The following is a 24109-nucleotide window of genomic DNA, read 5'->3' on the forward strand; positions in this document are numbered from 1 at the left end:
TCTCAGCGACGCCAGACTGCGCCGATCAGGAAGCCGATGCCGAGCGCGAGCCCAACGGTCGCGAGCGGCCGCTGCGTGATCGCGTCCTCCAGCGTCTCCTCGATCGAGCCATAGGCCTCCTGTGCCGCGCCCATCATCGCGCTGCCGCGTTCCGACATATCGTCGATCGCGGAATCCACGTTTTCGCGCGCCTGGCTATAGCCGCGGCGGGCTTGCTTGCTGGAGGAGTTGGCAAAAGTATTGAGCGCGTCGGTGATCTGATCGGTGAGGGCGGCGATATCGCTTTTCACGGCTGCTACATCCTTCTCGAGGCGTTCTCGGGTGGCTTTGTCGGTCCAGTCTCTCATCCCGGCTTCGGCATTGGTGGCGGACATCGGGGGCTCCGAGCTGTTGACGGTTGAGACAGCCGGGAAACGTTTCGTCGTCGGGTAAGTTCCGTTCACGGAAACCGGTCAGTCCTGCGGGAGCTGCGGCGAATCCTGCGGCAGCAGATGCTCCTTCAGAATCAGGGCGACGATCAGCAGCGGCGACGACAGGAACGCGCCCATCGGGCCCCACAGCCAGGTCCAGAACGCCAGCGCCAGCAGCACCGCGAGCGCATTGAGCGCCAGCCGCCGGCCGATGATGGTCGGCGTGACGAAATGTCCCTCCAGGAAGGTGATGCCGCCAAAGGCGAGCGCCGCCATCAGGCCGCCGCTGACGGTCGGGAAAGTGACCAGTCCCACCACGACCAGAATGGCGAACATGGCCACCGGTCCGATGATCGGAATGAAATTGAGGGCGGCCGCGAGCGCGCCGAGGCCAGCCGGATTGGGCATTCCGGTGAGCGCGCAGACAATGCCGGCGGCGACGCCGACGCCGACATTGATGAGGGTCACGGTCAAGAGGTAGTTGCCGAGATGGACCTCGATCTCGTTGAGGATGCGAAGCGTGCGCAGCCGTGCCTCATGATCGCTGAAGGTCATGATCATCGCCCGTCGCAGGTCCCGCCAGCTGGCGATGAACAGGATCAGGGTGACGAAGAACAGCAGGAATTCGGTAAAGGTCGGTGACAGGAATTCGATCGTCGGCTGCACCCAATCGAATTTCGGCATCTGGAAACTTGGCAATCCCTCCGAGCCGCCGAGCATCATCTGCAGCTCCCGCCACAGCGCCAGCGGCCGGTCGAACACGTGGACCTTGTCTTTCAACTGCGCGCCGAGTTCGGGCAGGCGCGAGCTCCATTCCATCGCTGGCGAGGCGATCAGCGCGACGATGAAGCCGACCACGGCGGTCACCGCGAACACGATCAGCGCGGCGGCGAGGCTCCGCGGCACTTTCCGTTTCTCCAGGAAGGTCGCCGCCGGTGAGAGCATCGTGCCGGTGACGAACGCCATCACGACAGGCAGAAAGAACGCTTTTCCGACATAGAGCACCGCGACGATTGCAATGAGGAGCAGTCCGGCGAGCGAGAAGGCAACGAGCTCGGTGCGGCGGATCACCGGGGGGAGCTCGCCGTGGCTCTCGGGAAGCGGGGTGCCGTCGCCGTTGCCGGAAGTCATACGTTCACTGGGAAGGACGCGCACAATACCTCTCCGGCACGGAGTCTTCGGTCCGCGCGCCCAAGGACCAGGAGAGAACGTCCAAGCGCCCTGCGGGTTCCATCGCGGCTTCGTGAAGAAATGCTCGCTTGACTGTGACGTCGCTGCTGCATCCGGCAAGGGAACTTGTATCGGCTCGACCGCGTTGATCGGACCAGAGCATCACCCTGATGCAGGTATCCAACGGGGCAGCACATGACGAAGTTCTCTGCAGTCCGACGCCGCTTATCGCCGCGCCGCATCACCGCATTCGCGTTCGCAACCGCTTTGCTGGCGGTGCCGTTCGGCGCCGCAAGCGCACAGACACTGGGCTACACCTATCCGCAGGATCAGGCCTACCCTCAGGACCAGGGCTATTCGCAGGGTTATGCAAACCAAGGCTATGCGAACCAAGGCTATGCAAGCCCGAACGCGCAGGCCTCCGACGAGGATGCCGTGCTGCCCGATCGCCTGCGCAAGCAGATTGTCAGCTTCGACCGCAGCGAGCCGGCCGGTACCATCGTCATCGATACCAATAATACTTATCTTTACTATGTGCTCGGCCAGGGCCGCGCCATCCGTTATGGCGTCGGTGTCGGGCGCGAGGGTTTCACCTGGTCGGGCGTGCAGAGCGTCAGCCGCAAGGCGGAGTGGCCTGATTGGCATCCGCCGGCTGAGATGATCGCGCGCCAACCCTATCTGCCCCGCTTCGTCGCTGGCGGCCCCGGCAATCCGCTCGGCGCGCGTGCGATGTATCTCGGGTCGAGCGAATACCGCATCCATGGCACCAACGATCCTACCACGATCGGCAAGTTCGTCTCATCCGGCTGCATCCGCATGACCAATGAGGACGTCACCGACCTGTTCGGCCGCGTCAATGTGGGTGCAAAGGTCGTTGTGCTGCCCAAGAACGCGCCGGTGATGGCCAAAGGCGGGGATCCCGTGCGCAAGCGTCCGGCCGTGACGGCGCTGCCCTCGGGCCGTCAGGCGCTGAACATTTCGAATTCGGCCGTAAACTAAGGGTCGCGTGAGGTCACATGAAGAGACGTTCGATCGGCAAACTCGCCGGTGGCGCGGCGGCATTCGTCGCCGTTGCCTCCTTCGGCCTCGCGCTGACCCCCTCGGCCCATGCGGAGGACTTTTTCTCGGCCCTGTTCGGCGGCTTCCGCGGGCGGGCGGCGCCGGAGATTCGCATGCCGTTCCAGACCGATGACATGCCGCGCTACGACACGCCGCGCCAGCGGGCCTCCTACGGCGGCGGCACGGCCTATTGCGTGCGCGGCTGCGACGGACGTTATTTCCCGGCGCAGGGAAATGATTCCGAGAGCAAGGCGCAATCCTGTAAGAGCTTCTGCCCCGCCTCGGAGACCTCGCTGGTCTATGGCGGCAACATCGAGGACGCGACGACGGACAAGGGGAAATCCTATTCCGACCTGCCCAACGCGTTCCGCTATCGCAATGAGATTGTCGCAGGCTGCACCTGCAACGGCAAAGATCCGGTCGGGCTCGCTCAGGTCAAGGTCGACGACGATCCCACCTTGCGCAAGGGCGACATCGTCGCGGGCGCCGACGGTCTGGTGGTCGCCAGCCGCAATGCCAATGACCGCCGCGGCGTCGCGATGAATTTCTCCCCATTGCCCGATTCGGTGCGCGCAAGATTCCGCCAACTGCCGGTAGTGGCGAAGGAGTAGCCCTCAACGTTGTCTTGGCGAAAGCCAGGACCCATTACCCCAAATGCCGATGTTGCCCCCACACCGCTGACCACCAGCCTGCCCCTTGCAGAGTGCGGTGGCTATGGGTCCTGGCTTTCACCAGGACGACACCGAGAGTGTGGGCGCGGCTCTCTTTTTAACGGCCTACGCTACGCCGCGCGGATCTTGCCGAGGAAGTCGCTGACCTCATGGCCGAGCTGGCGGCTCTGGCTCTCCAGCATCTCGGAGGCGTGCTTCACGTTGTCGGCGGCAGCGGCGGCAGCGTCCGCATCGGATTTGACGCCCGTGATGTTGTCCGAGACGTTCTTGGTGCCCTGCGCCGCAAACTGGGTGCTGCGGGTGATCTCTTGCGTGGCCGCCCCCTGCTCCTGCACGGCGGCGGCGATCGCGGTCGCAACCTCGTTCACTTCGCCGATGATGCCGCCGATGGTCTGGATCGCGCTGATGGCATCGCCCGCGACCTTCTGGATGTCGGCGATCTGCTCGGAGATCTCCTCGGTTGCCTTGGCCGTCTGGCTCGCCAGCGACTTCACCTCGGAGGCGACCACGGCAAAGCCGCGCCCCGCTTCGCCTGCGCGGGCCGCCTCGATCGTGGCGTTGAGCGCGAGCAAATTGGTCTGCTGCGCAATGGTGTTGATCAGGCCGACGACCTCGCCGATGCGGCTGGCCGACTTCTGTAGTCCCTGGACCGTGCCGTCGGTGTCGCGCGCCTGGGTCACGGCGCGGCTGGCGATGCCTGCGGCATGCGCGGCCTGCTGGCTGATGTCGTTGATCGAGGCGCTGAGCTCCTCCGCGGCGGCGGCGACGCTGTCGACGCTCATGGACGCGTCATTGGAGGCCTTGCCCGCGACCTGCACGCGGTCGTTGGTCTGCCGCGATACCGCGGAGAGATCGCCCGAGGTCTTGCGCATTTCACCGGAGGCTTCGCTCAATTCGCCGAGCGTTTTGCGCACCGCGCCCTCGAACTCGCCGACATAGGTCTCGACCGCGCGCTGGCGCGCCGAGGCGCCCGCATTGCGTTCGCGCTCCTGCGCCTCGATCGTGAGCTTCTCGTTGGCCTGCTGCTTGAAGGTCTCCAGCGCGCCGGCAAGCGCGCCGATCTCGTCGTTGCGGTCGAGATAGCCGCTGTCGACGGCAAGATCGCCGCCGGCGACCTTGAGCATGGCGTCGCGAATGGTGTTGAGCGGGGTGATGACGCGGCGGCTGACCAGCATGATCGCGCCGACGGCAAGGCCGATAGCGAGCGCCAGCAGCGTAAGCTGTACGATCAGCGCGCGCTGTGCGGCGCCGCGCTGCTCCTGCGTGTGGATCTTGGCAGCATCGAGTGCACCTTCTGCCACTGCGACCGCGCTCGCCATGCGGCCGACCGTAAGAGGGCTCCATTGGTTCGCCGTCATCTCGGGCTTCTCACCCTTGACCAGCGCGTCCGCGAGACGGTCGCGCAAGGCCAGATATTGCGGCTCGAAATAAGAGGACTTTGCAGAGGCCATCGCGGAGGCGAGCCCCGCCGGCAACTGCATGCCGGACGTCGACAACTCCAGCGCCTTCCACATCGCGCTCGTGCCGCCGACATGTTGGGTATAAGCGTAGCGGCCTTCCGGCGTGATCTTGCCGGCGGCAAGCCCGGTCGAGACGATCAGCGACGCCTCGCCCGCGGTGTTGCGGAGCAGCCAGGCGCTCTGCTTGATCGACAGGAGCTGGTCGATCGCGGCGTCCAGGTGATTGACGGTGGCGGCCAACGTGTTCGAAAGCTTGTCGAGCGTGTCGAGCAGGCCCTGTGTCGTCTCCATGTATTCCTTGGGCAGGCCGGCGCGGCGCTGCTCCTTCGGCTTGGCCACATCCTCCCAGAACTGCTTCTGCTCCTCGATCAGCAGCTTGTAGAGGCGCGCGAGCTCCGGTACCAGCGTACCCGATTGCGGAAAGTCGATGGTCGGCAGCAGCTCGATCGCGCGCGCCATCGCGGGCATTTGGGCATCGCGCAGGGCGCGCAGATATTTCTCGATCTCGCCGTCCATCGGCTCGGTCGCGTTCAGGAGGCGGACCGTGGTCGAGCGGTCGGTGCGCAGATTGTGCATCGCCTTGAACAGATCGGCGGACGTGTCGGCGATCTGGGAGATGCGGTTGGCGGTCTTCAGGCGATCCCAGGACTCGTAGGCGGTGAGCGAGAGTGCGATCACCACGCAGACCGACGTGATCGCGATCACCGCCTTCAGCAGCGCGGATACGGTCAGACGATTCAGCATCGAAGTCCCCCAATTCCCATTACAAAGTGCGTGAAGTCGCCCCGGCAACATCGGGCGCACGCAAGACCAGGCAATCGCATGCCGTTTGTGGCTCAGGGCCCAAACGGTGACTGCATCTGAAAGGAAAAGGGTAAAGTTTTAGGCAGGCCGGCCGACGGTAGAAGTACGTATTTACTAGAAGTTGCAGAGGGTTGCGTCGATGGAACCAAGCCGGGAGTTGCGCGTTAGGAGACTGTCAGCAATTTTGCCTAAAGGGGGTCCTAGCGATGCTGGTCGGCGTACTCGTCACCTTTCTCGTCGTCATTCTCGTACTTTACCTCATCAACATGCTGCCGATGGACGGCCGCGCCAAGCAGATCGCGCGCGTCGTCGTCATCATCATCGGCATCGTGTCGCTGCTGAAATATCTGGCCGTGTTCTAGCCGGGCTTTCGTAGCCCGGACGGATGGCAGCGCAATCCGGTCTTGCCCCAAACCATAGCGGCCCCGGATTACACTTCGCTCCATCCGGGCTACGGCTCCAACAAAAAAGCCCCGGCGTGAGCCGGGGCTTTGGTGCTCGGTTATTCGGGCCTACCCCGCCGCTTTGGCCTCGCGGCGGCGGGCGGTGAGGATGTATTCGGTGTAGCCGTTCGGCTGCTCGCGCCCCTTGAAGATGAGGTCGCTAGCCGCCTTGAAGGCCGTGCCGTCGAAGGCGGGCGCCATCGGCTTGTAGGTGGGATCGCCCGCATTCTGCTTATCGACGACGACCGCCATGCGCTTGAGCGATTCCATCACCTGCGCCTCGGTGATGACGCCCTGGTGCAGCCAGTTGGCGAGGTGCTGGCTGGAAATGCGCAAGGTGGCACGGTCTTCCATCAGGCCGACGTCGTGGATGTCAGGCACCTTGGAGCAGCCGACGCCCTGGTCGATCCAGCGCACGACATAGCCCAAAATGCCCTGGCAGTTGTTGTCGATCTCCTGCTTGACGTCGTCGGGTGCCCAGTTCGATTTCGACACCGGGATGGTGAGGATGTCTTCGAGCTTCGCGCGTGGGCCGCCCTTGGCGAGCTCCTGCTGGCGCGCGGTGACGTTGACCTGGTGGTAGTGCAGCGCGTGCAGCGTCGCGGCCGTCGGCGAGGGCACCCAGGCGGTGGTGGCGCCGGCCTGCGGATGGGCGAGCTTCTGGGCCAGCATGTCCGCCATCTTGTCTGGCGCGGCCCACATGCCCTTGCCGATCTGGGCATGGCCGGGCAGGCCACAGGTCAGGCCCATGTCGACGTTCCAATCCTCATAGGACTTGATCCAGGGCTGCGCCTTCATCTCGTTCTTGCGGATCATCGGACCCGCCTCCATCGAGGTGTGGATCTCGTCGCCGGTACGGTCGAGGAAGCCGGTGTTGATGAACATGATGCGCTTGGAGGCGCGCTGGATGCAGGCCTTGAGGTTGACGGTGGTGCGCCGCTCCTCGTCCATGAGGCCGACCTTGAGCGTGTTCTCGGGCAGCGACAGTATCTTCTCGACGCGGTCGAAGATCTCGCAGGTCAGCGACACCTCGTCGGGGCCGTGCATCTTCGGCTTGACGATATAGGCAGATCCCGTGCGGCTGTTCTTGACCTTGGAGCTGCCTTTCAGATCATGCACGGCAAGAAGCCCGGAGACGGCGGCGTCGAGCAGGCCTTCCGGAATTTCCTCGCCCTTGTCGTCCAGCACCGCGTCGGTGAACATGTGGTGACCGCAATTGCGCATCAGCAGCAGGCTGCGGCCGTGCAGCTTGATCTCGCCCTTGCCGTCAGGCGTCTTGTAGCTGCGGTCGGCATTGAGCGAGCGCGTCAGCGTCTTGCCGCCCTTCTCGAAATCGGCCGACAGCGTGCCGTTCATCAGGCCGAGCGTGTTGCGATAGACCAGCACCTTGTCCTCGGCATCGACGGCCGCGACCGAGTCTTCCATGTCGAGAATCGTGGAGACCGCGGACTCCATGACCATGTCCGCAACGCCGGCCGGATCGTCCTTGCCGATCGCGCTGCTGCGGTCGATCTTCACCTCGACATGCAGGCCGTTGTTGGCGAGCAGCACCGCGCTCGGTGCTGCTGCATCGCCCTGGAAGCCGGCGAACTGCGCGGCGTTCTTCAGCGCGGTGGCGTTGCCGCTCTTCAGCTTCACCGCGAGCTGGCCTGCGACCACGCTATAGGCGGTGACGTCGGTGTGACTGCCGGTCGCCAACGGCACGGCGGCGTCGAGGAAGGCTTTCGCTTTTGCGATCACCTTGTCGCCGCGCGCCTTGTTGTAGCCCTTGCCGCTCTCGGACGGATCGTGCGGGATCGCGTCGGTGCCGTAGAAGGCGTCATAGAGCGAGCCCCAGCGCGCATTAGCCGCATTCAGCGCGTAGCGTGCGTTGGTCAGGGGCACGACCAGCTGCGGGCCGCAGATCTTGCCGATCTCCTCGTCCACATTTTCGGTCTCGACCTTCTGCGTCGCCGGCTCCGGGACGAGATAGCCGATCTCCTTCAGGAAGGCGGTATAGGCGTTGAGGTCGAACGCCTTGCCCTTGTTGGCGCGGTGCCAGTCGTCGATCTTGGCCTGCAGCGTGTCGCGCACCGCCAGTAGCGCGCGGTTCTTCGGGCCCAGCTCCTTGATGATGGCGGCAAGCCCGGCCCAGAACGCATCCGGCGCGATTCCCGTCTTCGGGGCCGCTTCCTTGGCGATGAAATCGAACAGGACGGGAGCAATCTTCAATCCGTGGGCGTCGACGCGTTTCATGATGGGCTTTCTCGTTGGAAATGGCTGTTTTTGGCTGCTTTTGACCCGACAGCAGCAAAATGCGCTCCAAGAGCGGCTTTCGGGGTCTTATTAGCCCCAAAATCGGGGCCGTGAGAAGGCCCCCAAAAGTTGTCAAAATGTCAAGGCGAGGTGGGGGACGCACGGTGTCATTCCCCCCGAAGGCGGGGAATCCAGTCGCCGAGGCCTCTGGGCTGAATCACTGCAGTCGGTGGAATACTGGGTCGCCCGGTCAAGCCGGGCGACGACAGCGGGGCAGCAGCCCGGCTCAAATATTCGCGGCGAGGTCCACGAGTTCGTCGAACAGCACGCCGGTCGTCTTGAGCATCCGTTCGATCTCGTCCGCCGCCTCGGCGACCGTCCGCATCGAGGTGTCGATCACGAGCTCAGCGGCTTGCGGCGTCTCGTAGTCGTTGAGGATGCCGGTGAACGACGCGAGCGTGCCGGCGCGGGCCTTCTTGTAGTGGCCCTTGGGGTCGCGCTCCTCGCAAATTTCCGCAGGCGTCGCGACGTGGATCTCGCGGAACGAAGTGTCGGCGATGCGGCGCGCGGTGGCGCGGTCCTCGCGGGCGGGCGAGACGGCGGCGACAATGGCGATGTGGCCGTTGCGGGCGAGATGCGTCGCGACTTCAGCGAGACGCCGGATGTTCTCGCTGCGATCGGCGGTCGAGAAGCCGAGATCGCTGTTGAGCCCGGCGCGTAGCGTATCGCCGTCGAGCAGGATCGGCGAGCCGCCATTGCTGAACAGCCGCCGCTCCAGCGCTTTTGCGAGAGTCGACTTGCCGGAAGCGGGGAGGCCGGTGAGCCAGACCACGGCGCCGTTGTGACGATAGCGCGCGGAGCGTTCGTCGGGCCGCAGCGCGGATTCCACCGGCACGATGTCGACGGGCACGGCGCGCTGGCCGGCATCGACCGACAGCACGAGACCGCCGCCGGCGATGCGCCCGGACACCTCGATCACGAGACGGCCGGTGCGCGGATTCTCCGTGTAGGGATCGGTGGCAATCGGATTCGAAAGGGAAATGTCGATCTCGCCGACATGGTTGCGCCCGATCGCCTTGTTCTCGACGCTCGACAGCTCGCCCGGATCGACCGCCTTCTCGATTGCGACGACGGTGGCGCGGCTTTCCTTCGGTCCGCAGCGAACCAGGAGCTGGTCGCCCTTGGCCAGCGGCTTGTCGTGCAGCCAGAAGATCCGCGCGCGCAGCCGCCGCGTCTCGCGCGGCGCGCTGTTCGTATGCGCGATGATATCGCCGCGTTCGAGGAACAGCTCGCGGTCGAGCGTGATGCCGACCGAGCGGCCCGCACCCTGTCGGCCCGCGACCGGCGTCACCGGCCAGCTCTCGACCGTCTTGATCCTGGCGATCTTGCCGGCGGGCATGATCACGATTTCGTCGCCGGCGACCAGGTTGCCGGATTCGATCCGGCCCGCAACGATGCGGCGATCGTCGAATTTGTAGATCGCCTGCACCGGCAGGCGCAGCGCCAGCGCTTCGAGCGGCCGCGCCGGCTCGAGTCCATCAAGCGCTTCGACCACGGTCGGACCCTTGTACCAGCCGATGCGGTCGGTGCGCTCGGCGACGCCGTCGCCGTCGCGGGCGGAAATCGGGATCACGACCGTGGGCTTCACACCGAGGCCTTGCAGATGCGCCGAGATCTCGTCGCTGATGTCCTTGAAGCGCTCGGCGGAGAAGTCGACGCGGTCCATCTTGTTGACGACGACCGCGACCTGCTTCACGCCGAGCAGATGCAGGAGATAGCCGTGCCGCCTTGTCTGATCGCGCACGCCTTCGAGCGCGTCGATGATCAGCACCGCGCCGTCGGCCTGCGAGGCGCCGGTGATCATGTTGCGCAGGAATTCGGCGTGGCCGGGTGCGTCGATCAGCACGATGTCGCGCGAATTGGTGCGGAAGCGGATCTGCGTCGTGTCGATAGTAATGCCCTGGTCGCGCTCGGTCTGCAGCGCGTCGAGCAGGAACGACCATTCGAACGGCATGCCGCGCCGCGCGCTGACGGCCTTGAGCATGTCGAGCTTGCCGTCGGGCAGGCTGCCGGTCTCGTGCAAGAGGCGGCCGACCAGCGTCGACTTGCCGTGGTCGACATGGCCGACGATGACGATGCGGACCTGCGGACGCGTGGTGCCGTTCGGGGTCGCAGGCGATGCGGGGGTGACGATCATGTTCATACGACGCTCGCGTCCTTGATCAGAGATAGCCGGCGACGCGCAGGCGCTCGAAAGCGTCCTCGGTCTCGTGGTCGAGCGCACGGCCGGACCGTTCCGGCACCTTGGTCTGTTCGAGCTCGATCAGGATCTCGTCGATGTTCGACGCGTTTGAGGCGACCGGATTGGTGATGTCCTGATCGCCCAGCGAGCGATAGCGCTTGCCGTTTTGCGACAGATACAGCGGGATGATCGGGATGTTCTCGCGCTTGGTGTAGGCCCAGATATCGGACTCGGTCCAATGCAGGATCGGATGGATGCGCAAATGCGCGCCTTGCGGCGGCGACGCATTGAAATGATCCCAGAACTCCGGCGGCTGGTCGCGCACGTCCCAATTGCCCTCCAGGCCGCGCGGAGAGAACACGCGCTCCTTGGCGCGCGTCGCCTCCTCATCGCGGCGAATGCCGGCAATCAGGCCGTCAAAACCGTATTTGGCGAGCGCCAGCTTGAGGCCCTCGGTCTTGCGCGCGGCGGAACGGGCGGCGGGCGGCAGCGTTGGGTCGACGGCATCAATCGGCGGGCAGGGCTCGACGCGCAGATCGAGATCCCATTCCTTGCCGTAGTGATCGCGAAAGCGATACATCTCCGGAAACTTCTTGCCGGTGTCGACATGGAGGGCCGGGAACGGCAGACGGCCGAAGAACGCCTTGCGCGCCAGCCAGATCATGACGTTGGAGTCCTTGCCGAGCGACCACAGCAGGGCGATCTTCTTCAAACGGGCAAAAGCCTCGCGGAAGATGTAGATGCTCTGGGCCTCGAGCTGGTCGAGATGGTCCATGCTCGGTGCCAGGTCGGCAGAAAATTCTTGCGCGGGCACGCGCTCGGCGAGAGCGGGGCTGCTCAGCCCGCCAGCAGTGGAATTGTCCTTGAGAAGATGCATCTCTGCCACTTTGCGTTTGGAGGCGAAAATTCTATAGTTGCGGTGCAAGGGAGAAGAAAAAATTTTCTCTTTGCGCGCTCGAAACGACACATATATAGAAAATAATTCCAGTCAACCCCGGATGTGGGGGAAGCGAGTATCGTATGCGGTTCTTGCCCGTGTTCCTCGATCTCAAGGCCGGTCCGGTGGTCCTCATCGGTGCGGGTGAGCTTTTGCGCGCCAAGCTGCGCGTGCTCACTGCGGCCGGTGCGCGCATTCGCGTGCATGCGATCGACGGCAATCAGGACCTGGGTCTGAGCTCCGAGGACGCCGCGCGTATCGACATTGCGGCGGCCGATCCGCTGACCGCCGATCTCTCGGGAATCATCGCCGTCGTTTGCGCCGGCGCAGGCGATGTCGGCGTGGCGATGTCGGCCCGCGCCAAGGCGCTCGGCCTGCCCGTCAACGTCATGGACGATCTCGAGCATTCCAGCTTCATCTTTCCGGCGATCGTCGATCGCGGCGATGTCGTGGTCGCTATCGGCACCGGCGGCACGTCGCCGGTGGTGGCGCGGCGCGTGCGCGAGAAGATCGAGGCGCTGCTGCCGGCGCGCATCGGCGAACTCGCCGAGTTCATCGGCGGCTTCCGCAAATCCGTCAACGAACGTATTGCCGAGTTTCCGCTGCGCCGCCGCTTCTGGGAGCGCGTCATCGACGGCCCGATTGGCGCCGCCATTCTGGCCGGCCGCAAAGGCGAGGCGGACGCAGCGCTCAAGGCGATTTCCGATCCATCCGCGTTTGCGCGGGCCGACAAGCCGGAAGGCTCGGTCGCTCTGGTCGGCGCCGGCCCCGGTGATCCGGATTTGCTCACCATCAAGGCGTTGCGCGCGCTCCAGGATGCGGACATCGTCTTCCACGACGAACTGGTCTCGCCTGAAATTCTCGACCGCATCCGCCGTGACACCACGCGTGTGCCGGTCGGCCGCCGCGTCGGCAAGCCCGGCATCGGGCAGGACGCCATCAACAAGCGTATGATCGAGGCCGCGCAATCCGGCCAGCGTGTGGTGCGGCTGAAGGGCGGCGATCCCTTCGTGTTCGGCCGTGGCGGCGAAGAAGTCGAAGCGCTGCGTGCTGCCGGCGTTGCTTATTCGATCATTCCCGGCATTACCGCAGGCCTTGGTGGCGCCGCCGATTTCGAGGTGCCGCTCACCTACCGTCACGAAGCAACCCGCATCACCTTCCTCACCGCGCACAAGGCGCGCGACGCGGAAGTCGTGGACTGGTCGACGCTGACCGACGCCAGGATGACCGTCGTGGTCTACATGGGCATGACGGCTGCGCCCGCTATACGCGCTGGCCTGTTTGCCGCCGGCCGTTCGCCGGAGACGCCGGTCGGCGTGTTCGCCCGCGTCACGCGCCCCGATGCGCAAGGCGCGATCGGCACGCTGCGCGACCTGCCTGAGCTGGTGCGACGGACCAATGGCGGGCCTGCCATTCTCATCATCGGCGATGTGGTCCGGCATGCCGGATCGCTTCGCCGCCAAACCCCAAAGCAAATCATCTCTGACCTATTGGATGCAGCCGAATGACCTCCCCGCTTGAACAGAAAAAGATCAAAATCGCCGGCCCCTCGGTCGTGACCGCCAATCGCACCTGGGACGGCATCGTGGTGTACCGCACCGCCGCCAACGGCTGGTCTGCCGACCTCTCGGAAGCCGCGATCGTGCGCAACTCCGACGAGGCGAAAGCGTTGCTTGCGGAGTCCGTGGCCGATGACGTGGGCGCGATCGGTCCCTATATCGCCCCGGTACAGGTCGGCGCCGACGGCAAGGTCGAACCCGGCAATCTGCGCGAACAGATCCGCCGCACCGGCGTGACCATCGGACAGCCGGTCCAGGTTTAAGGCATTCTCTCATGTACGCTTACGACGAAATCGACCGCACGCTCGTCAACGAGCGCGTCTCGGAATTCCGCGACCAGGTGAAGCGCCGCCTGTCCGGCGAGCTCACCGAGGACGAGTTCAAGATCCTGCGGCTGCAGAACGGCGTCTATCTGCAACTGCACGCCTACATGTTCCGCGTCGCGATCCCCTACGGGACGCTGGCGTCCAACCAGTTGCGGGCGCTCGCCCACGTCGCGCGCAAATACGACCGCGGCTACGGCCATTTCACGACGCGGCAGAACATCCAGTTCAACTGGATCAAGCTCGCCGAGCTGCCGGATGCGCTGGCCGATCTCGCCGAGGTCGGCATCCATGCGATGCAGACCTCCGGCAACAACATGCGCAACGTCACCTCGGACCAGTGGGCCGGCGTCGCGCCCGGCGAGATCGAGGATCCCCGAATCTGGTCGGAGCTGATTCGCCAGCACACCACGCTGCATCCGGAATTCTCGTTCCTGCCGCGCAAGTTCAAGATCGCGATCACCGCGTCGGACCACGACCGCGCCGCGATCAAGATCCACGACATCGGGCTGAAGCTGATCAAGAACGAGAAGGGCGAGACCGGCTTCGAGGTTCTGGTCGGCGGCGGGCTTGGGCGCACGCCGTTCATCGGCAAGACCATCAAGCACTTCGTGCATGGCCGCGACATTCTCAGCTATATCGAAGCGATCCTGCGCGTCTACAACCAGTACGGCCGCCGCGACAATATCTACAAGGCGCGCATCAAGATCCTGGTGCACGAGCTCGGCATCGAGAAGTTCTCGCGTGAGGTCGAGGAGGAGTGGCAGCACATCCGCAACTCCTCGCTCCAGATCGACGACGAGGTGGTCGAGGACATCCGCTCGCGCTTCACCTATCCCGCCTACGAGAAGCTGCCGCACATGCCGGACGAGCTGCGCCAGGCCGCGGCCGATCCGGATTTCGAGGCGTGGCGCAAGAACTCGGTGGCCCCGCACAGGGTCCAGGGCTATTCCATTGTCACGATCTCGCTGAAGCCGATCGGCGCGCCTCCGGGCGATGCCACCGCCGAGCAAATGGATGCGCTCGCCGATCTCGCCGACAGATATTCCTTCGGGGAGATCCGCGTCGGCCACGAGCAGAACCTCGCTTTGCCGCACGTTGCCAAGCGCGACCTGCCGGCGTTGTGGAAGGCGCTCGACAAGCTCGGTCTCGCGACGCCGAACGTCAATCTGATCACCGACATCATCGCCTGCCCGGGGCTCGACTACTGCTCGCTGGCCAATGCGCGCTCGATCCCGATCGCGCAGGAACTGACGCGGCGCTTCGCCAATCACGAGCTGGCCAATCTGATCGGCCGGTTGCACATCAACATCTCTGGCTGCATCAACGCCTGCGGCCATCACCATGTCGGCCACATCGGCATTCTCGGCGTCGAGAAGAACGGCGAGGAGGTTTACCAGATCACCATCGGCGGGCGCGCCGACGAGAGCGCAGCGCTCGGCAATCTGATCGGCCCCGGCGTCAAGTTCGACGAGGTCGCCGACGTAGTCGAGGACATCGTGGAAGCCTATCTAGCGCTGCGCGAGCGGCCCGAAGAGCTGTTCATGGACACCGTAAAGCGCCTCGGCGTCGAACCCTTCAAGGAGCGCGTTTATGCCACTCGTTAACGGCGGAAAGATCGCCGACGACAGCTTCGTCAAGCTCGCCGTCGACACGCCGCTGCCCGAGGGCGGCGACATCCTGGTGCCGGCCGAACGCTTCGTGGGCGAGGCGGATGCGTTGCTCAAGCGGAACGGCAAGGTCGGCGTGATCTGGCCGAACAATCGTGACATCGCCGAGCTGGTGCCCTATCTCGGCAAGATCGCCGTCGTCGCGCTGGTGTTCCCGACCTTCCGCGACGGACGCGCCTACAGCCAGGCGCGGCTGCTGCGCGAGCGCTACAATTACCGCGGCGAATTGCGTGCGACGGGCCAGATCCTGCGGGACCAGTTCGTGTTCATGCTGCGCGCGGGCTTCGATTCCTTCGACGTCAAGAAGCAGGCCGACGCGGAAGCCTTCATGCAGACCGCGAAGCGCTACTCGGTATTCTACCAGCCCACCGGTGACGGCCGGATCACGGCGCTGCACCGGCGCATGCAACTGCGTCATTCCGAGGGTGTCGGCACGTGAACGCAATCGCCTCTCCGGTGTCGTCAATCTCCGTCTCGGCGCTGCCCTCGGCGGAGGAGCTCGATCGCGCCTTGCGCGATGCCTCGCCCGCCGAAATCATCGCCGCTGCGTTGAAGACGGTCGGTCGCGACAAGCTCGCGCTGGTGTCGTCCTTCGGCACGGAATCGGCGACGCTGCTGAAGGTCATGGCCGATGTCGATGCGGCGATCCCGGTGATCTTCCTCGACACCGGCTGGCTGTTCGAGGAGACGCTGGCCTATCGCGACACGCTGATCGCGACGCTGGGCCTGACGGACGTCCGCTCGATCAAGCCCGCCGAGGAGACGCTGTCGCGCGAGGATCCCGACCGCGATCTCTGGTTCTCCGATCCCGACGCCTGCTGCCGTATTCGCAAGGTCGAGCCGTTGGCGCGGGCGCTGAAGCCGTTCGATGCGTGGCTCAACGGCCGCAAGCGCTTCCAGGGCAGCGCGCGCGCCGGCATCCCGGTGGTCGAGGACGACGGTGCACGGTTGAAGTTCAATCCCTTCGCCAATGTTTCGCGCGAGGAACTCGAAGCGATCTTCGCCCGTGCCAAATTGCCGCGTCATCCTCTGGTTGCGTCCGGATTCCTGTCGGTTGGGTGTATGCCTTGCACGAGCAGAACGGCCGAAGGCGAGGATGAGCGTGCCGGTCGCTGGCGCGGCCGGGCCAAGACGGAATGCGGCATCCACACGATGAAGACTTCGTAGCATGGTCACGCTGCCCTGCTACGAACAAGAAAATCCGGTTCCGTTGACTTAAGCGCGTTTCGACCCGAGTTATGCCTGCCATCGATGACGCCGACGTCATTGATGTGAATGGAGATGGACATGATGCGCCGTATCGTTCCGCTCGCTGCAGGACTGCTCGTGACAGGCTTGTTGGCAAGCTCGGCTCTCGCCGCTGACATCAATCTGCTGAATGTGTCGTACGATCCGACGCGTGAGCTCTATGTCGAGTTCAACAAGGCGTTCGCGAATGCGTATCAGAAGGAAACCGGCAAGAGCGTCGAGATCAAGCAGTCGCATGGCGGCAGCGGTTCGCAGGCGCGCGCCGTGATCGACGGATTGCAGGCCGACGTGGTGACGCTTGCGCTCGCCTACGACATCGATGCCATCGCGGGCAAAGGCCTCACGACGGCTGACTGGCAGAAGCGGTTGCCGCAGAATTCGTCACCCTACACCTCGACCATTGTGTTTCTGGTCCGCAAGGGCAATCCGAAGGGCATCAAGGACTGGGACGATCTGCTCAAGCCGGGCGTCGCCGTGATCACGCCGAACCCGAAGACATCAGGCGGCGCGCGCTGGAATTATCTGGCGGCCTGGGGCTTTGCGCAGAAGAAATACGGCTCGGCGGACAAAGCCAAGGATTTCATCGGAAAGCTCTATCAGCAGGTGCCGGTGCTCGACACCGGCGCGCGCGGCGCGACCGTGACCTTCGTCGAGCGCGGCGTCGGCGACGTGCTGCTCGCCTGGGAGAACGAGGCGTACCTGGCGCTCAAGGAATTCGGTCCGGAAAAATTCGAGATCGTGGCGCCGCCGCTCTCGATCCTGGCGGAACCGCCCGTGACGATCGTCGACAAGGTTGCCGATAAAAAAGGCACCCGTAACGCCGCCGACGCCTACCTGCAATATTGGTATACCAAGGAAGGTCAGGAAATCGCGGCGCGCAACTTCTATCGTCCGCGTGATCCCGAGATCGCCAAAAAACACGAAAACTCCTTCGCGAAGGTCGAGCTGTTCACGATCGACGAACTTTTCGGCGGCTGGACCAAGGCGCAGAAGGAACATTTTGCCGACGGCGGCGTCTTCGATCAGATCTACAAGAACTGATCGGGCGCTGTCGGCGGGGCTTAAACAGGGGGCCTGGTGAGCGCAATCGCAGCACGACGCCGGACATTGCCGGGCTTCGGTCTCACCATGGGGCTGACGCTGTCCTGGCTGTCGATCATCATCCTGATTCCGCTCGCGGGCCTGTTTCTGAAATCGCTTGAGCTGAGCCCCGAGCAGTTCTGGAACATCCTCTCCAGCCGCCGCACCCTGAATGCGTTGCGCGTGTCCTTTGGACTCGCCTTTGCGGCCGCCTGCGTCAATCTCGTGATGGGCAGCATCATCGTCTGGGCGCTGGTGCGTTACCGCTTCCCGGGAAGGCGGCTGTTCGACGCCATCGTCGACGTGCCCTTTGCGCTGCCGACGGCGGTCGCCGGCGTCGCGCTGACCGCGTTGTTCGCCGAGAAGGGCTGGCTCGGCGCGCCGCTTGCGGCGGCCGGCATCAAGGTGGCGTTCACACCGGTCGGCATCTTCGTCGCCATGATCTTCATCGGCATCCCCTTCGTGGTGCGCACCGTGCAGCCGGTGCTCCAGGACCTCGACCCTGAGATCGAGGAGGCCGCCGGAAGTCTTGGCGCGAGCCGCTGGCAGACCATCATCCGCGTGATCCTGCCCTCGCTCGGCCCGGCGCTGCTCACGGGGCTGGCGCTCGCCTTCGCACGCGCCGTCGGCGAATACGGGTCGGTGATCTTCATCGCCGGCAATCTGCCCAACGTCTCCGAGATCGCGCCGCTGCTGATCGTGATCCGGCTCTCCGAATTCCGCTATGCCGACGCGACCGCCATCGCGGTGGTCATGCTGGTCGTGTCTTTCGTCATCATCTTCGCCGTCAACCGGCTCCAGCGCTGGGCGCAGAGCCGGATCCCGGCACGCTGAGGGCGGATCATGACGATGCAGATCGCAGATTCGGTTTCGCTCTCGGCTCCCGACGCCAAGGCACGCGCGCATGCGGCGGCCGCGCGGAACAACCTGCGCACCGAACCGCGCGCGGTCCGCATCGTCATCATCGCGCTGGCGATGACCTTTCTCTCTGTCTTCGTCGTGCTGCCGCTGGTCGTGGTGTTCGCGCAGGCTTTCTCGAAGGGAGTCCTCGCCTATTTCGCCGCGCTGGCCGACCCGGAAGCGCTGTCCGCAATCAAGTTGACGCTGTTGGTTGCGGCAATTTCCGTCGGCCTCAATCTTGTCTTCGGCCTGGTCGCGGCCTGGGCGATTGCAAAATTCGAATTCTCGGGCAAGACCTTCCTGATCACGCTAATCGATTTGCCATTCTCGGTCAGCCCCGTCATCTCGGGCCTCGTCTTCGTGCTGCTGTTCGGCGCGCAGGGCTATTTCGGCGGCTGGCTGCGCGATCATGATATCCAGATCCTGTTCGCGGTGCCCGGCATCGCGCTTGCGACCACCTTCGTGACCTTCCCCTTCGTGGCGCGTGCGTTGATCCCGCTGATGCAGGAGCAGGGCACGCAAGAGGAGGAGGCCGCGATCTCGCTCGGCGCCTCGGGCCTGCAGACCTTCTTCCGCGTCACGCTGCCCAACATCAAATGGGGCGTGCTCTACGGTGTCCTGCTCTGCAACGCGCGCGCGATGGGCGAGTTTGGCGCGGTCTCTGTGGTCTCCGGCCATATCCGCGGCGAGACCAACACGATGCCGCTGCTGGTCGAGATTCTCTACAACGAATACCAGTTCGTCGCGGCGTTCGCGATCGCCTCGCTGCTGGCGATGCTGGCGCTGATCACGCTGATCGCGAAAACCGTTCTGGAAAATCACCTCGACGAAGGACACGACGCAAGTGAGCATTGAAGTCAGGAATCTCGTCAAGAAGTTCGGCAGCTTCAAAGCCCTCGACGGCGTCGACCTCAAGGTCAATGACGGCGAGCTGCTGGCGCTGCTCGGTCCGTCCGGCTCGGGCAAAACAACGCTGCTGCGCATCATCGCCGGCCTCGACTGGCCCGATTCCGGTGAGGTGTCTTTCAACGGCGAGGATGCGCTGGCGCAGGGGGCGCGCGAGCGGCACGTCGGATTCGTGTTCCAGCACTACGCGCTGTTCCGCCACATGACGGTGTTCGAGAACGTCGCCTTCGGGCTGCGCGTGCAGCCGCGCGCGATCCGCAAGGACGAAGCGACCATCCGCGCGCGCGTCAAGGAGCTGCTCGATCTCGTGCAGCTCGACTGGCTCGCCGACCGTTATCCGAGCCAGCTCTCCGGCGGCCAGCGCCAGCGCATCGCGCTGGCCCGCGCGCTCGCGATCGAGCCGCGCATCCTGCTGCTCGACGAACCCTTCGGCGCGCTCGACGCCAAGGTGCGCAAGGAGCTGCGCAAATGGTTGCGTTCGCTGCACCATGAGATCAACGTCACCTCAATCTTCGTCACCCATGACCAGGAGGAGGCACTCGAAGTCGCCAACCGCGTGGTGGTGATGGACAAGGGCAAGATCGAGCAGATCGGCTCGCCCGATGACGTCTATGAGAGCCCCGCGACCGCCTTCGTCCACAGCTTCATCGGCGAATCCATCGAGCTTCCGGTGCTGATCGCCGACGGTCTCATCACGCTCGGCGACCGGCCGCTTCAGCTCGCGGCAGATGGGCTTGCGCCTGGCGCGTCAAGACTGTTCGTGCGGCGACACGACATGCTGGTCGGCCCGCCCGGCAGCGGGGCCTTCGAGGGCGCCGTGCGGCATGTCCGGAATTTCGGTCCCGTACAGCGGGCCGAGGTGGCACTCGCTGGCGGCGAGACCATCGAGATCGACGCTCCCCGCGACAGGGAACTGCGCGCCGGCGACACGATCGGCCTGGAGCCCCGCCGCTACCGGATATTTGCGGGCACCTGAGCGGGATCAAAGGGTCAATTTTTCCTCAATATTCACCTTTCAGCCACGGTTGGTATGCAACAACGGCCCCCTGATTTGGGGGCTCCTGTTCATGCGCGCCGCGGCCGCAATACTCATCACTTTGCTGCTCGCCGGCTGCGCCGGCAACGAAGCACCGGTCCAGCAACCCTCGATGTATGCCGATATGGCTGTCCCGGGCGCAAAGCTCGATGCGCAGGCGGCAGCGATCATGATTTCGCAATACCGCCAGAACAACGGGCTCGGGACCGTCGTGATCGACCCCGAATTGATGCGGCTCGCCGAATCCCAGTCCCAAGCCATGGCAGCGGCCAACAAGATGGACCATGACGTCCGCGCGCCGCTGGCCAAGCGCCTCAGCGCCGGCGGCTATCCGGCGACCGTTGCAGTAGAGAACGTCTCGGCTGGCTATCACACGCTGGCGGAAGCGTTTTCGGGTTGGCGCGACTCGCCCCCCCACCGCGCCAACATGCTCAAGAGCGGTGTCACAAAATTAGGCATCGCGGCGGGCTATGCTCCCGGCACCAAATACAAGGTGTTCTGGACCATGATCCTGGCCTCGACGGACTCCCGATAAGCCAGACTTGATCCCGGGATGCATTGACGCCGCGGCAGACTGTCGCCACGGTCGCTCGCCATCTGCTACTGTTCCCGCATGACCGATCATAGTCCAGAAGTCGCAACAATCCCCGCGAACGCGCAACGTGTCCTGGTCCTCCAGGGCGGCGGCGCGCTCGGCTCCTATCAGGCCGGCGCCTATCAGTCGCTCTGCCATGCCGGCTTCGAGCCGGACTGGGTCGCCGGCATCTCGATCGGCGCGGTCAACGCCGCGATCATCGCCGGCAACGAAGGGCAGACGCGCGTCAAGCGGCTCAAGGAATTCTGGGAGATGGTCTCCGCGCCGGTGCCGTGGAAGCCGATCGGCAAGAGCGATCACAGCCGCGAACTGTTCAACTCGACCAGCGCCGCATTGATCGCGACCTTCGGCGTGCCAGGCTTCTTCACGCCGCGCATCCCGCCCGCGCCGCTCTGGCCGCCCGGCAGCCCGCAGGCCGAGAGCTATTACGACACCGCACCGCTGAAGAAGACGCTGGAGCGACTGGTCGATTTCGACCGCATCAACGATCTGAAGACGCGGCTGTCGGTCGGCGCGGTCGGCGTCACCTCGGGCAACTTCAAATATTTCGACAATTTCGAGTTCAGGAAGCTCGGCAAGAAAATCGGCCCCGAGCACATCATGGCCTCCGGCGCGCTACCGCCCGGGTTTCCGTCCATCGTCATCGAGGGCGAGCATTATTGGGACGGCGGCATCGCCTCCAATACGCCGCTCGACTACGTGCTGGACGCCGAGACCGACCGCGATCTCCTGATCTTCCAGATCGACCTGTTCAGCGCGCGCGGCGATCTGCCGACCTCGCTGCTCGAGGCGACCGAGCGCGAGAAGGACATCCGCTTCTCCAGCCGCACGCGGATGAACACTGACAAGAACAAGCAGGTGCACAACGCCCGCAGGGCCGTGCGCGACCTGATTTCCAAATTGCCCGATTATCTCAAGAACGACCCTTCCGTGGAATTCCTTGCCAAGGTATCGCGCGAAAGCACTGTGACTGTGGTGCACCTGATCTACCGCAGCAAGAATTACGAATCCTCGTCCAAGGATTACGATTTCTCGCATGTCGCGATGGTCGAGCATTGGGAAGCCGGCGTGCGTGACGTGCATCTGTCGATGCGCCACAAGGACTGGCTCGAGCGGCCGCAATCCGGCGAGACCATGGTGACCTACGATCTCACGGGGGACGTCACTGCGCCCCCGCCAAAAAGGAGCGAGTAATATGGGAAGTCTGTCAGGCAAGAATGCCGTCGTGACCGGTTCGACCAGCGGCATCGGGCTTGCCTATGCGCGCGCCTTCGCCGCCGCCGGCGCCAATGTCGTCATCAACGGGTTCGGCTCGCCGGAGGACATCGAGAAGGAGCGCGCCAAGATCGAGTCCGATTTCGGCGTGAAGGCGGTCTATTCGCCGGCCGACATGACCAAGCCGACCGAGATCGCCGGGATGATCGCGCTCGGCGAGAAGAGCTTTGGTTCGGTCGACATCCTCGTCAACAATGCCGGCATCCAGTTCGTCTCGCCCATCGAGGAATTCCCGCCGGAGAAATGGGATCAGATCATCGCGATCAACCTGTCCTCGGCGTTCCATGCCATTCGCGCAGCCGTCCCCGGCATGAAGAAGAAGGGCTGGGGCCGCATCATCAATACCGCTTCCGCGCACTCGCTGGTCGCTTCGCCCTTCAAGTCGGCCTATGTGTCGGCCAAGCACGGCATCGCCGGCCTGACCAAGACCGTGGCGCTCGAGGTCGCGACCAGCAAGATCACCTGCAACTGCATCAGCCCCGGCTATGTCTGGACGCCGCTGGTGGAGAAGCAGATCCCCGACACCATGAAGGCCCGCAATCTCACGCGCGACCAGGTCATCAACGACGTGCTGCTCGATGCGCAGCCGACCAAGGAGTTCGTCACCTCCGAGCAGGTCGCAGCCCTCGCGCTGTTCCTGTGCGGCGACGATGCCGCGCAGATCACCGGCAGCAACCTGTCGATCGACGGCGGCTGGACCGCGGAGTAGAGCGCGACGGCTGGCAAATGGCGGAGCCGAGCTCCGCCGTTTTCGTTCAGTGCGTCCAGGCCAGCGCCGTCTCGAATGCCGAGGACAGGTGCAGCTCCGCGAACATGATCTTGCCGGCGACCACGAACAGCACGCAGGCAAGGGTCAGGCGCAGCACCGTCTCGGGGACGCGCGTCGCGCTGAAGCTGCCGACGATGATGCCGGGCAGCGAGCCCAACAGCAGCACGCCCATCAGCGCCCAATCCACGTCGCCAAGAGCCCAATGCCCCATTCCGGCGATCAGCGTCAGCGGGACGGCATGGGCGATGTCGGAGCCGACGATGGTCGCCACCGGCAGGCGCGGATAGAGCAGCAGCAGAACGGTGACGCCGACCGCGCCGGCGCCGACCGATGAAATCGAGACCAGCACGCCGAGGACGATTCCGGTGACGACGGTTGCGATCGCGGTGGTGCGGTCATCGACCTGCTCCAGGCGCCGGCGATAGCGCTCCATGATCGATCTGCGGAAGATCAGCGAGGTCGCGGTCAGCAGCAACGCGAAGCAGAGCACGAGGTTGACGAGATTGCGCTCGGAATCGCTCTTGAGATCGAGCTTCCAGAGCACGAGCAGCGTCAGCGCGCTCGCCGGAAGACTGCCGCAGGCGAGCCGCAGCACCGCCGGCCAGTGCACGCTGCGCGACCAGCCATGCACCAAGCTGCCGCCGGTCTTGGTGGCGGCGGCATAGAGCAGGTCGGTGCCGACCGCGGTCGATGGATGAATCCCGAACAGCAGGATCAGCAGCGGCGTCATCAACGAACCGCCGCCGACGCCGGTCATCCCGACCAGCAGGCCGACGCCGAATCCGGAGGCGACGTAGAGTGGATCGATCATGTCCAGGGAATCTTAGGTTTATCTCGTCAGTTGGGCAATATGACGTAGAATAAACATTCCCTGCAGCGCAACAGATTGGAGCGAATAAGAAAAATCCTCCTGCAGGGGGCCGAAGTGGAGGTGTTTTCTCCAATTCATCGCTCTCTTGCAAAACAGACATTCGGTTAGACGTCAAACAAGAATCCAGAGCTTCGGTTCTGATCAATCAGAACCGATAACGCTCTAGGCATATTGCCTACCGGGCTCATTCAGCCCCGCGACCGGTCGCCGGGACGTGTGGCGGATGTGGACGATATGGATTACGTCGCCACGGACACGGTAAATATCCGGAATGGGTAGCGGACGACCGCTGCGACACGAACCTCGGAACGGTGCGCAACGCGTGGCCGAGAAAGGCGCGCGACGGACGCGCTCCACGACGTCAACAAATCTCCGGCCGACAGCTTCGGCGACCACAGGGCTGGCGTTGCTGGCATAATAGGTCGCGATGTCCGCGAGATCAGCAA

Annotated in this window: 22 protein-coding genes; 15 read left to right on the forward strand and 7 right to left on the reverse strand. The window is 64.3% G+C overall.

The window, feature by feature from the left end; all coding sequences use genetic code 11:
• Window positions 1-2: 2 nt before the first annotated feature.
• Window positions 3-374 carry a DUF883 family protein gene (locus tag IVB40_RS03630; RefSeq protein WP_027570222.1) on the reverse strand — a complete coding sequence of 124 codons (372 nt, stop codon included), beginning with the start codon at window positions 372-374 and terminating at the stop codon, window positions 3-5.
• 78 nt (window positions 375-452) lie between these two features.
• Complete coding sequence (locus IVB40_RS03635; protein ID WP_247818110.1) at window positions 453-1565, reverse strand: AI-2E family transporter; 1113 nt, start codon at window positions 1563-1565, stop codon at window positions 453-455.
• 210 nt (window positions 1566-1775) lie between these two features.
• Between IVB40_RS03635 and IVB40_RS03640 the strand changes: the two genes are divergently transcribed.
• Together IVB40_RS03640 and IVB40_RS03645 are read left to right on the forward strand one after the other, a co-directional pair.
• Window positions 1776-2579 carry a L,D-transpeptidase gene (locus IVB40_RS03640; protein WP_247359509.1) on the forward strand — a complete coding sequence of 268 codons (804 nt, stop codon included), beginning with the start codon at window positions 1776-1778 and terminating at the stop codon, window positions 2577-2579.
• A gap of 17 nt (window positions 2580-2596) precedes the next feature.
• Window positions 2597-3250, forward strand: a complete 654-nt coding sequence (locus IVB40_RS03645) for a DUF2865 domain-containing protein (protein ID WP_247818111.1) — start codon at window positions 2597-2599, stop codon at window positions 3248-3250.
• A gap of 170 nt (window positions 3251-3420) precedes the next feature.
• On the opposite strand, the gene IVB40_RS03650 is transcribed toward IVB40_RS03645, so the two are convergent.
• Window positions 3421-5514 (reverse strand): methyl-accepting chemotaxis protein, encoded by a 2094-nt coding sequence (locus IVB40_RS03650; RefSeq protein ID WP_247818112.1) that lies wholly within the window; start codon window positions 5512-5514, stop codon window positions 3421-3423.
• Window positions 5515-5780: 266 nt separating this feature from the next.
• Between IVB40_RS03650 and IVB40_RS03655 the strand changes: the two genes are divergently transcribed.
• On the forward strand, window positions 5781-5936 hold the full coding sequence (locus tag IVB40_RS03655; protein ID WP_007599832.1) for a Thivi_2564 family membrane protein: 156 nt from the start codon (window positions 5781-5783) through the stop codon (window positions 5934-5936).
• Between the two features lie 150 nt (window positions 5937-6086).
• Here IVB40_RS03655 and IVB40_RS03660 read toward each other — a convergent pair whose 3' ends face one another.
• From IVB40_RS03660 to cysD, 3 genes are all read right to left on the reverse strand, one after another.
• Entirely contained in the window at window positions 6087-8252 is a 2166-nt protein-coding gene (locus IVB40_RS03660) for a malate synthase G (RefSeq protein ID WP_247818113.1), read from the reverse strand.
• Between the two features lie 286 nt (window positions 8253-8538).
• The gene (gene cysC, locus IVB40_RS03665) at window positions 8539-10455 is read right to left on the reverse strand and encodes an adenylyl-sulfate kinase (RefSeq protein WP_247818114.1); all 1917 of its coding nucleotides are present in this window, start codon (window positions 10453-10455) and stop codon (window positions 8539-8541) included.
• A 19-nt stretch (window positions 10456-10474) separates the two neighbouring features.
• Entirely contained in the window at window positions 10475-11269 is a 795-nt protein-coding gene (gene cysD, locus IVB40_RS03670; RefSeq protein ID WP_247819651.1) for a sulfate adenylyltransferase subunit CysD, read from the reverse strand.
• A 245-nt stretch (window positions 11270-11514) separates the two neighbouring features.
• Here cysD and cysG point away from each other — a divergent pair, with 245 nt between their 5' ends.
• From cysG to IVB40_RS03730, 12 genes are all read left to right on the forward strand, one after another.
• Window positions 11515-12939, forward strand: a complete 1425-nt coding sequence (cysG, locus tag IVB40_RS03675; protein ID WP_247818115.1) for a siroheme synthase CysG — start codon at window positions 11515-11517, stop codon at window positions 12937-12939.
• Window positions 12936-13253, forward strand: a complete 318-nt coding sequence (locus IVB40_RS03680) for a DUF2849 domain-containing protein (RefSeq protein WP_247359517.1) — start codon at window positions 12936-12938, stop codon at window positions 13251-13253. Before cysG ends, IVB40_RS03680 begins: the two co-directional genes overlap by 4 nt.
• 11 nt (window positions 13254-13264) lie before the next feature.
• Window positions 13265-14920, forward strand: a complete 1656-nt coding sequence (locus tag IVB40_RS03685) for a nitrite/sulfite reductase (protein ID WP_247818116.1) — start codon at window positions 13265-13267, stop codon at window positions 14918-14920.
• Window positions 14907-15422 carry a DUF934 domain-containing protein gene (locus IVB40_RS03690; protein WP_247818117.1) on the forward strand — a complete coding sequence of 172 codons (516 nt, stop codon included), beginning with the start codon at window positions 14907-14909 and terminating at the stop codon, window positions 15420-15422. The genes IVB40_RS03685 and IVB40_RS03690 overlap by 14 nt, the downstream gene beginning before the upstream one ends.
• Complete coding sequence (locus IVB40_RS03695; protein WP_247818118.1) at window positions 15419-16150, forward strand: phosphoadenylyl-sulfate reductase; 732 nt, start codon at window positions 15419-15421, stop codon at window positions 16148-16150. The genes IVB40_RS03690 and IVB40_RS03695 overlap by 4 nt, the downstream gene beginning before the upstream one ends.
• 120 nt (window positions 16151-16270) lie before the next feature.
• Window positions 16271-17272 carry a sulfate ABC transporter substrate-binding protein gene (locus IVB40_RS03700; RefSeq protein WP_247818119.1) on the forward strand — a complete coding sequence of 334 codons (1002 nt, stop codon included), beginning with the start codon at window positions 16271-16273 and terminating at the stop codon, window positions 17270-17272.
• A 36-nt stretch (window positions 17273-17308) separates the two neighbouring features.
• Window positions 17309-18145 carry a sulfate ABC transporter permease subunit CysT gene (cysT, locus tag IVB40_RS03705; RefSeq protein ID WP_081747971.1) on the forward strand — a complete coding sequence of 279 codons (837 nt, stop codon included), beginning with the start codon at window positions 17309-17311 and terminating at the stop codon, window positions 18143-18145.
• 9 nt (window positions 18146-18154) lie between these two features.
• Window positions 18155-19066, forward strand: coding sequence for a sulfate ABC transporter permease subunit CysW (cysW, locus tag IVB40_RS03710; RefSeq protein ID WP_027570237.1), 912 nt, complete (start codon window positions 18155-18157; stop codon window positions 19064-19066).
• Entirely contained in the window at window positions 19056-20093 is a 1038-nt protein-coding gene (locus IVB40_RS03715; RefSeq protein ID WP_027570238.1) for a sulfate ABC transporter ATP-binding protein, read from the forward strand. Before cysW ends, IVB40_RS03715 begins: the two co-directional genes overlap by 11 nt.
• A gap of 91 nt (window positions 20094-20184) precedes the next feature.
• The gene (locus IVB40_RS03720; RefSeq protein WP_247283753.1) at window positions 20185-20688 is read left to right on the forward strand and encodes a CAP domain-containing protein; all 504 of its coding nucleotides are present in this window, start codon (window positions 20185-20187) and stop codon (window positions 20686-20688) included.
• A 78-nt stretch (window positions 20689-20766) separates the two neighbouring features.
• Window positions 20767-21942 carry a patatin-like phospholipase family protein gene (locus IVB40_RS03725; RefSeq protein WP_027570240.1) on the forward strand — a complete coding sequence of 392 codons (1176 nt, stop codon included), beginning with the start codon at window positions 20767-20769 and terminating at the stop codon, window positions 21940-21942.
• A 1-nt stretch (window position 21943) separates the two neighbouring features.
• Window positions 21944-22732 carry a 3-hydroxybutyrate dehydrogenase gene (locus IVB40_RS03730; RefSeq protein ID WP_027570241.1) on the forward strand — a complete coding sequence of 263 codons (789 nt, stop codon included), beginning with the start codon at window positions 21944-21946 and terminating at the stop codon, window positions 22730-22732.
• Window positions 22733-22778: 46 nt separating this feature from the next.
• Here the strand turns inward: IVB40_RS03730 and IVB40_RS03735 are convergent, their stop codons facing one another.
• Window positions 22779-23603 carry a sulfite exporter TauE/SafE family protein gene (locus IVB40_RS03735; protein ID WP_027570242.1) on the reverse strand — a complete coding sequence of 275 codons (825 nt, stop codon included), beginning with the start codon at window positions 23601-23603 and terminating at the stop codon, window positions 22779-22781.
• Window positions 23604-24109 lie beyond the last annotated feature (506 nt).

The sequence above is a fragment of the Bradyrhizobium sp. 40 genome (assembly GCF_023100925.1).
GTDB lineage: Bacteria > Pseudomonadota > Alphaproteobacteria > Rhizobiales > Xanthobacteraceae > Bradyrhizobium.

Coding starts and splice junctions, on each gene's coding strand:
- IVB40_RS03725 (WP_027570240.1), top strand. CDS start 20,767: ATGACCGATCATAGTCCAGAAGTCGCAACAATCCCCGCGAACGCGCAA.
- IVB40_RS03700 (WP_247818119.1), top strand. CDS start 16,271: ATGATGCGCCGTATCGTTCCGCTCGCTGCAGGACTGCTCGTGACAGGC.
- IVB40_RS03735 (WP_027570242.1), bottom strand. CDS start 23,603: ATGATCGATCCACTCTACGTCGCCTCCGGATTCGGCGTCGGCCTGCTG.
- IVB40_RS03650 (WP_247818112.1), bottom strand. CDS start 5,514: ATGCTGAATCGTCTGACCGTATCCGCGCTGCTGAAGGCGGTGATCGCG.
- IVB40_RS03660 (WP_247818113.1), bottom strand. CDS start 8,252: ATGAAACGCGTCGACGCCCACGGATTGAAGATTGCTCCCGTCCTGTTC.
- IVB40_RS03655 (WP_007599832.1), top strand. CDS start 5,781: ATGCTGGTCGGCGTACTCGTCACCTTTCTCGTCGTCATTCTCGTACTT.
- cysC (WP_247818114.1), bottom strand. CDS start 10,455: ATGAACATGATCGTCACCCCCGCATCGCCTGCGACCCCGAACGGCACC.
- IVB40_RS03720 (WP_247283753.1), top strand. CDS start 20,185: ATGCGCGCCGCGGCCGCAATACTCATCACTTTGCTGCTCGCCGGCTGC.
- IVB40_RS03630 (WP_027570222.1), bottom strand. CDS start 374: ATGTCCGCCACCAATGCCGAAGCCGGGATGAGAGACTGGACCGACAAA.
- IVB40_RS03640 (WP_247359509.1), top strand. CDS start 1,776: ATGACGAAGTTCTCTGCAGTCCGACGCCGCTTATCGCCGCGCCGCATC.
- IVB40_RS03680 (WP_247359517.1), top strand. CDS start 12,936: ATGACCTCCCCGCTTGAACAGAAAAAGATCAAAATCGCCGGCCCCTCG.
- cysG (WP_247818115.1), top strand. CDS start 11,515: ATGCGGTTCTTGCCCGTGTTCCTCGATCTCAAGGCCGGTCCGGTGGTC.
- IVB40_RS03690 (WP_247818117.1), top strand. CDS start 14,907: ATGCCACTCGTTAACGGCGGAAAGATCGCCGACGACAGCTTCGTCAAG.
- IVB40_RS03645 (WP_247818111.1), top strand. CDS start 2,597: ATGAAGAGACGTTCGATCGGCAAACTCGCCGGTGGCGCGGCGGCATTC.
- cysD (WP_247819651.1), bottom strand. CDS start 11,269: ATGGACCATCTCGACCAGCTCGAGGCCCAGAGCATCTACATCTTCCGC.
- cysW (WP_027570237.1), top strand. CDS start 18,155: ATGACGATGCAGATCGCAGATTCGGTTTCGCTCTCGGCTCCCGACGCC.
- IVB40_RS03730 (WP_027570241.1), top strand. CDS start 21,944: ATGGGAAGTCTGTCAGGCAAGAATGCCGTCGTGACCGGTTCGACCAGC.
- IVB40_RS03685 (WP_247818116.1), top strand. CDS start 13,265: ATGTACGCTTACGACGAAATCGACCGCACGCTCGTCAACGAGCGCGTC.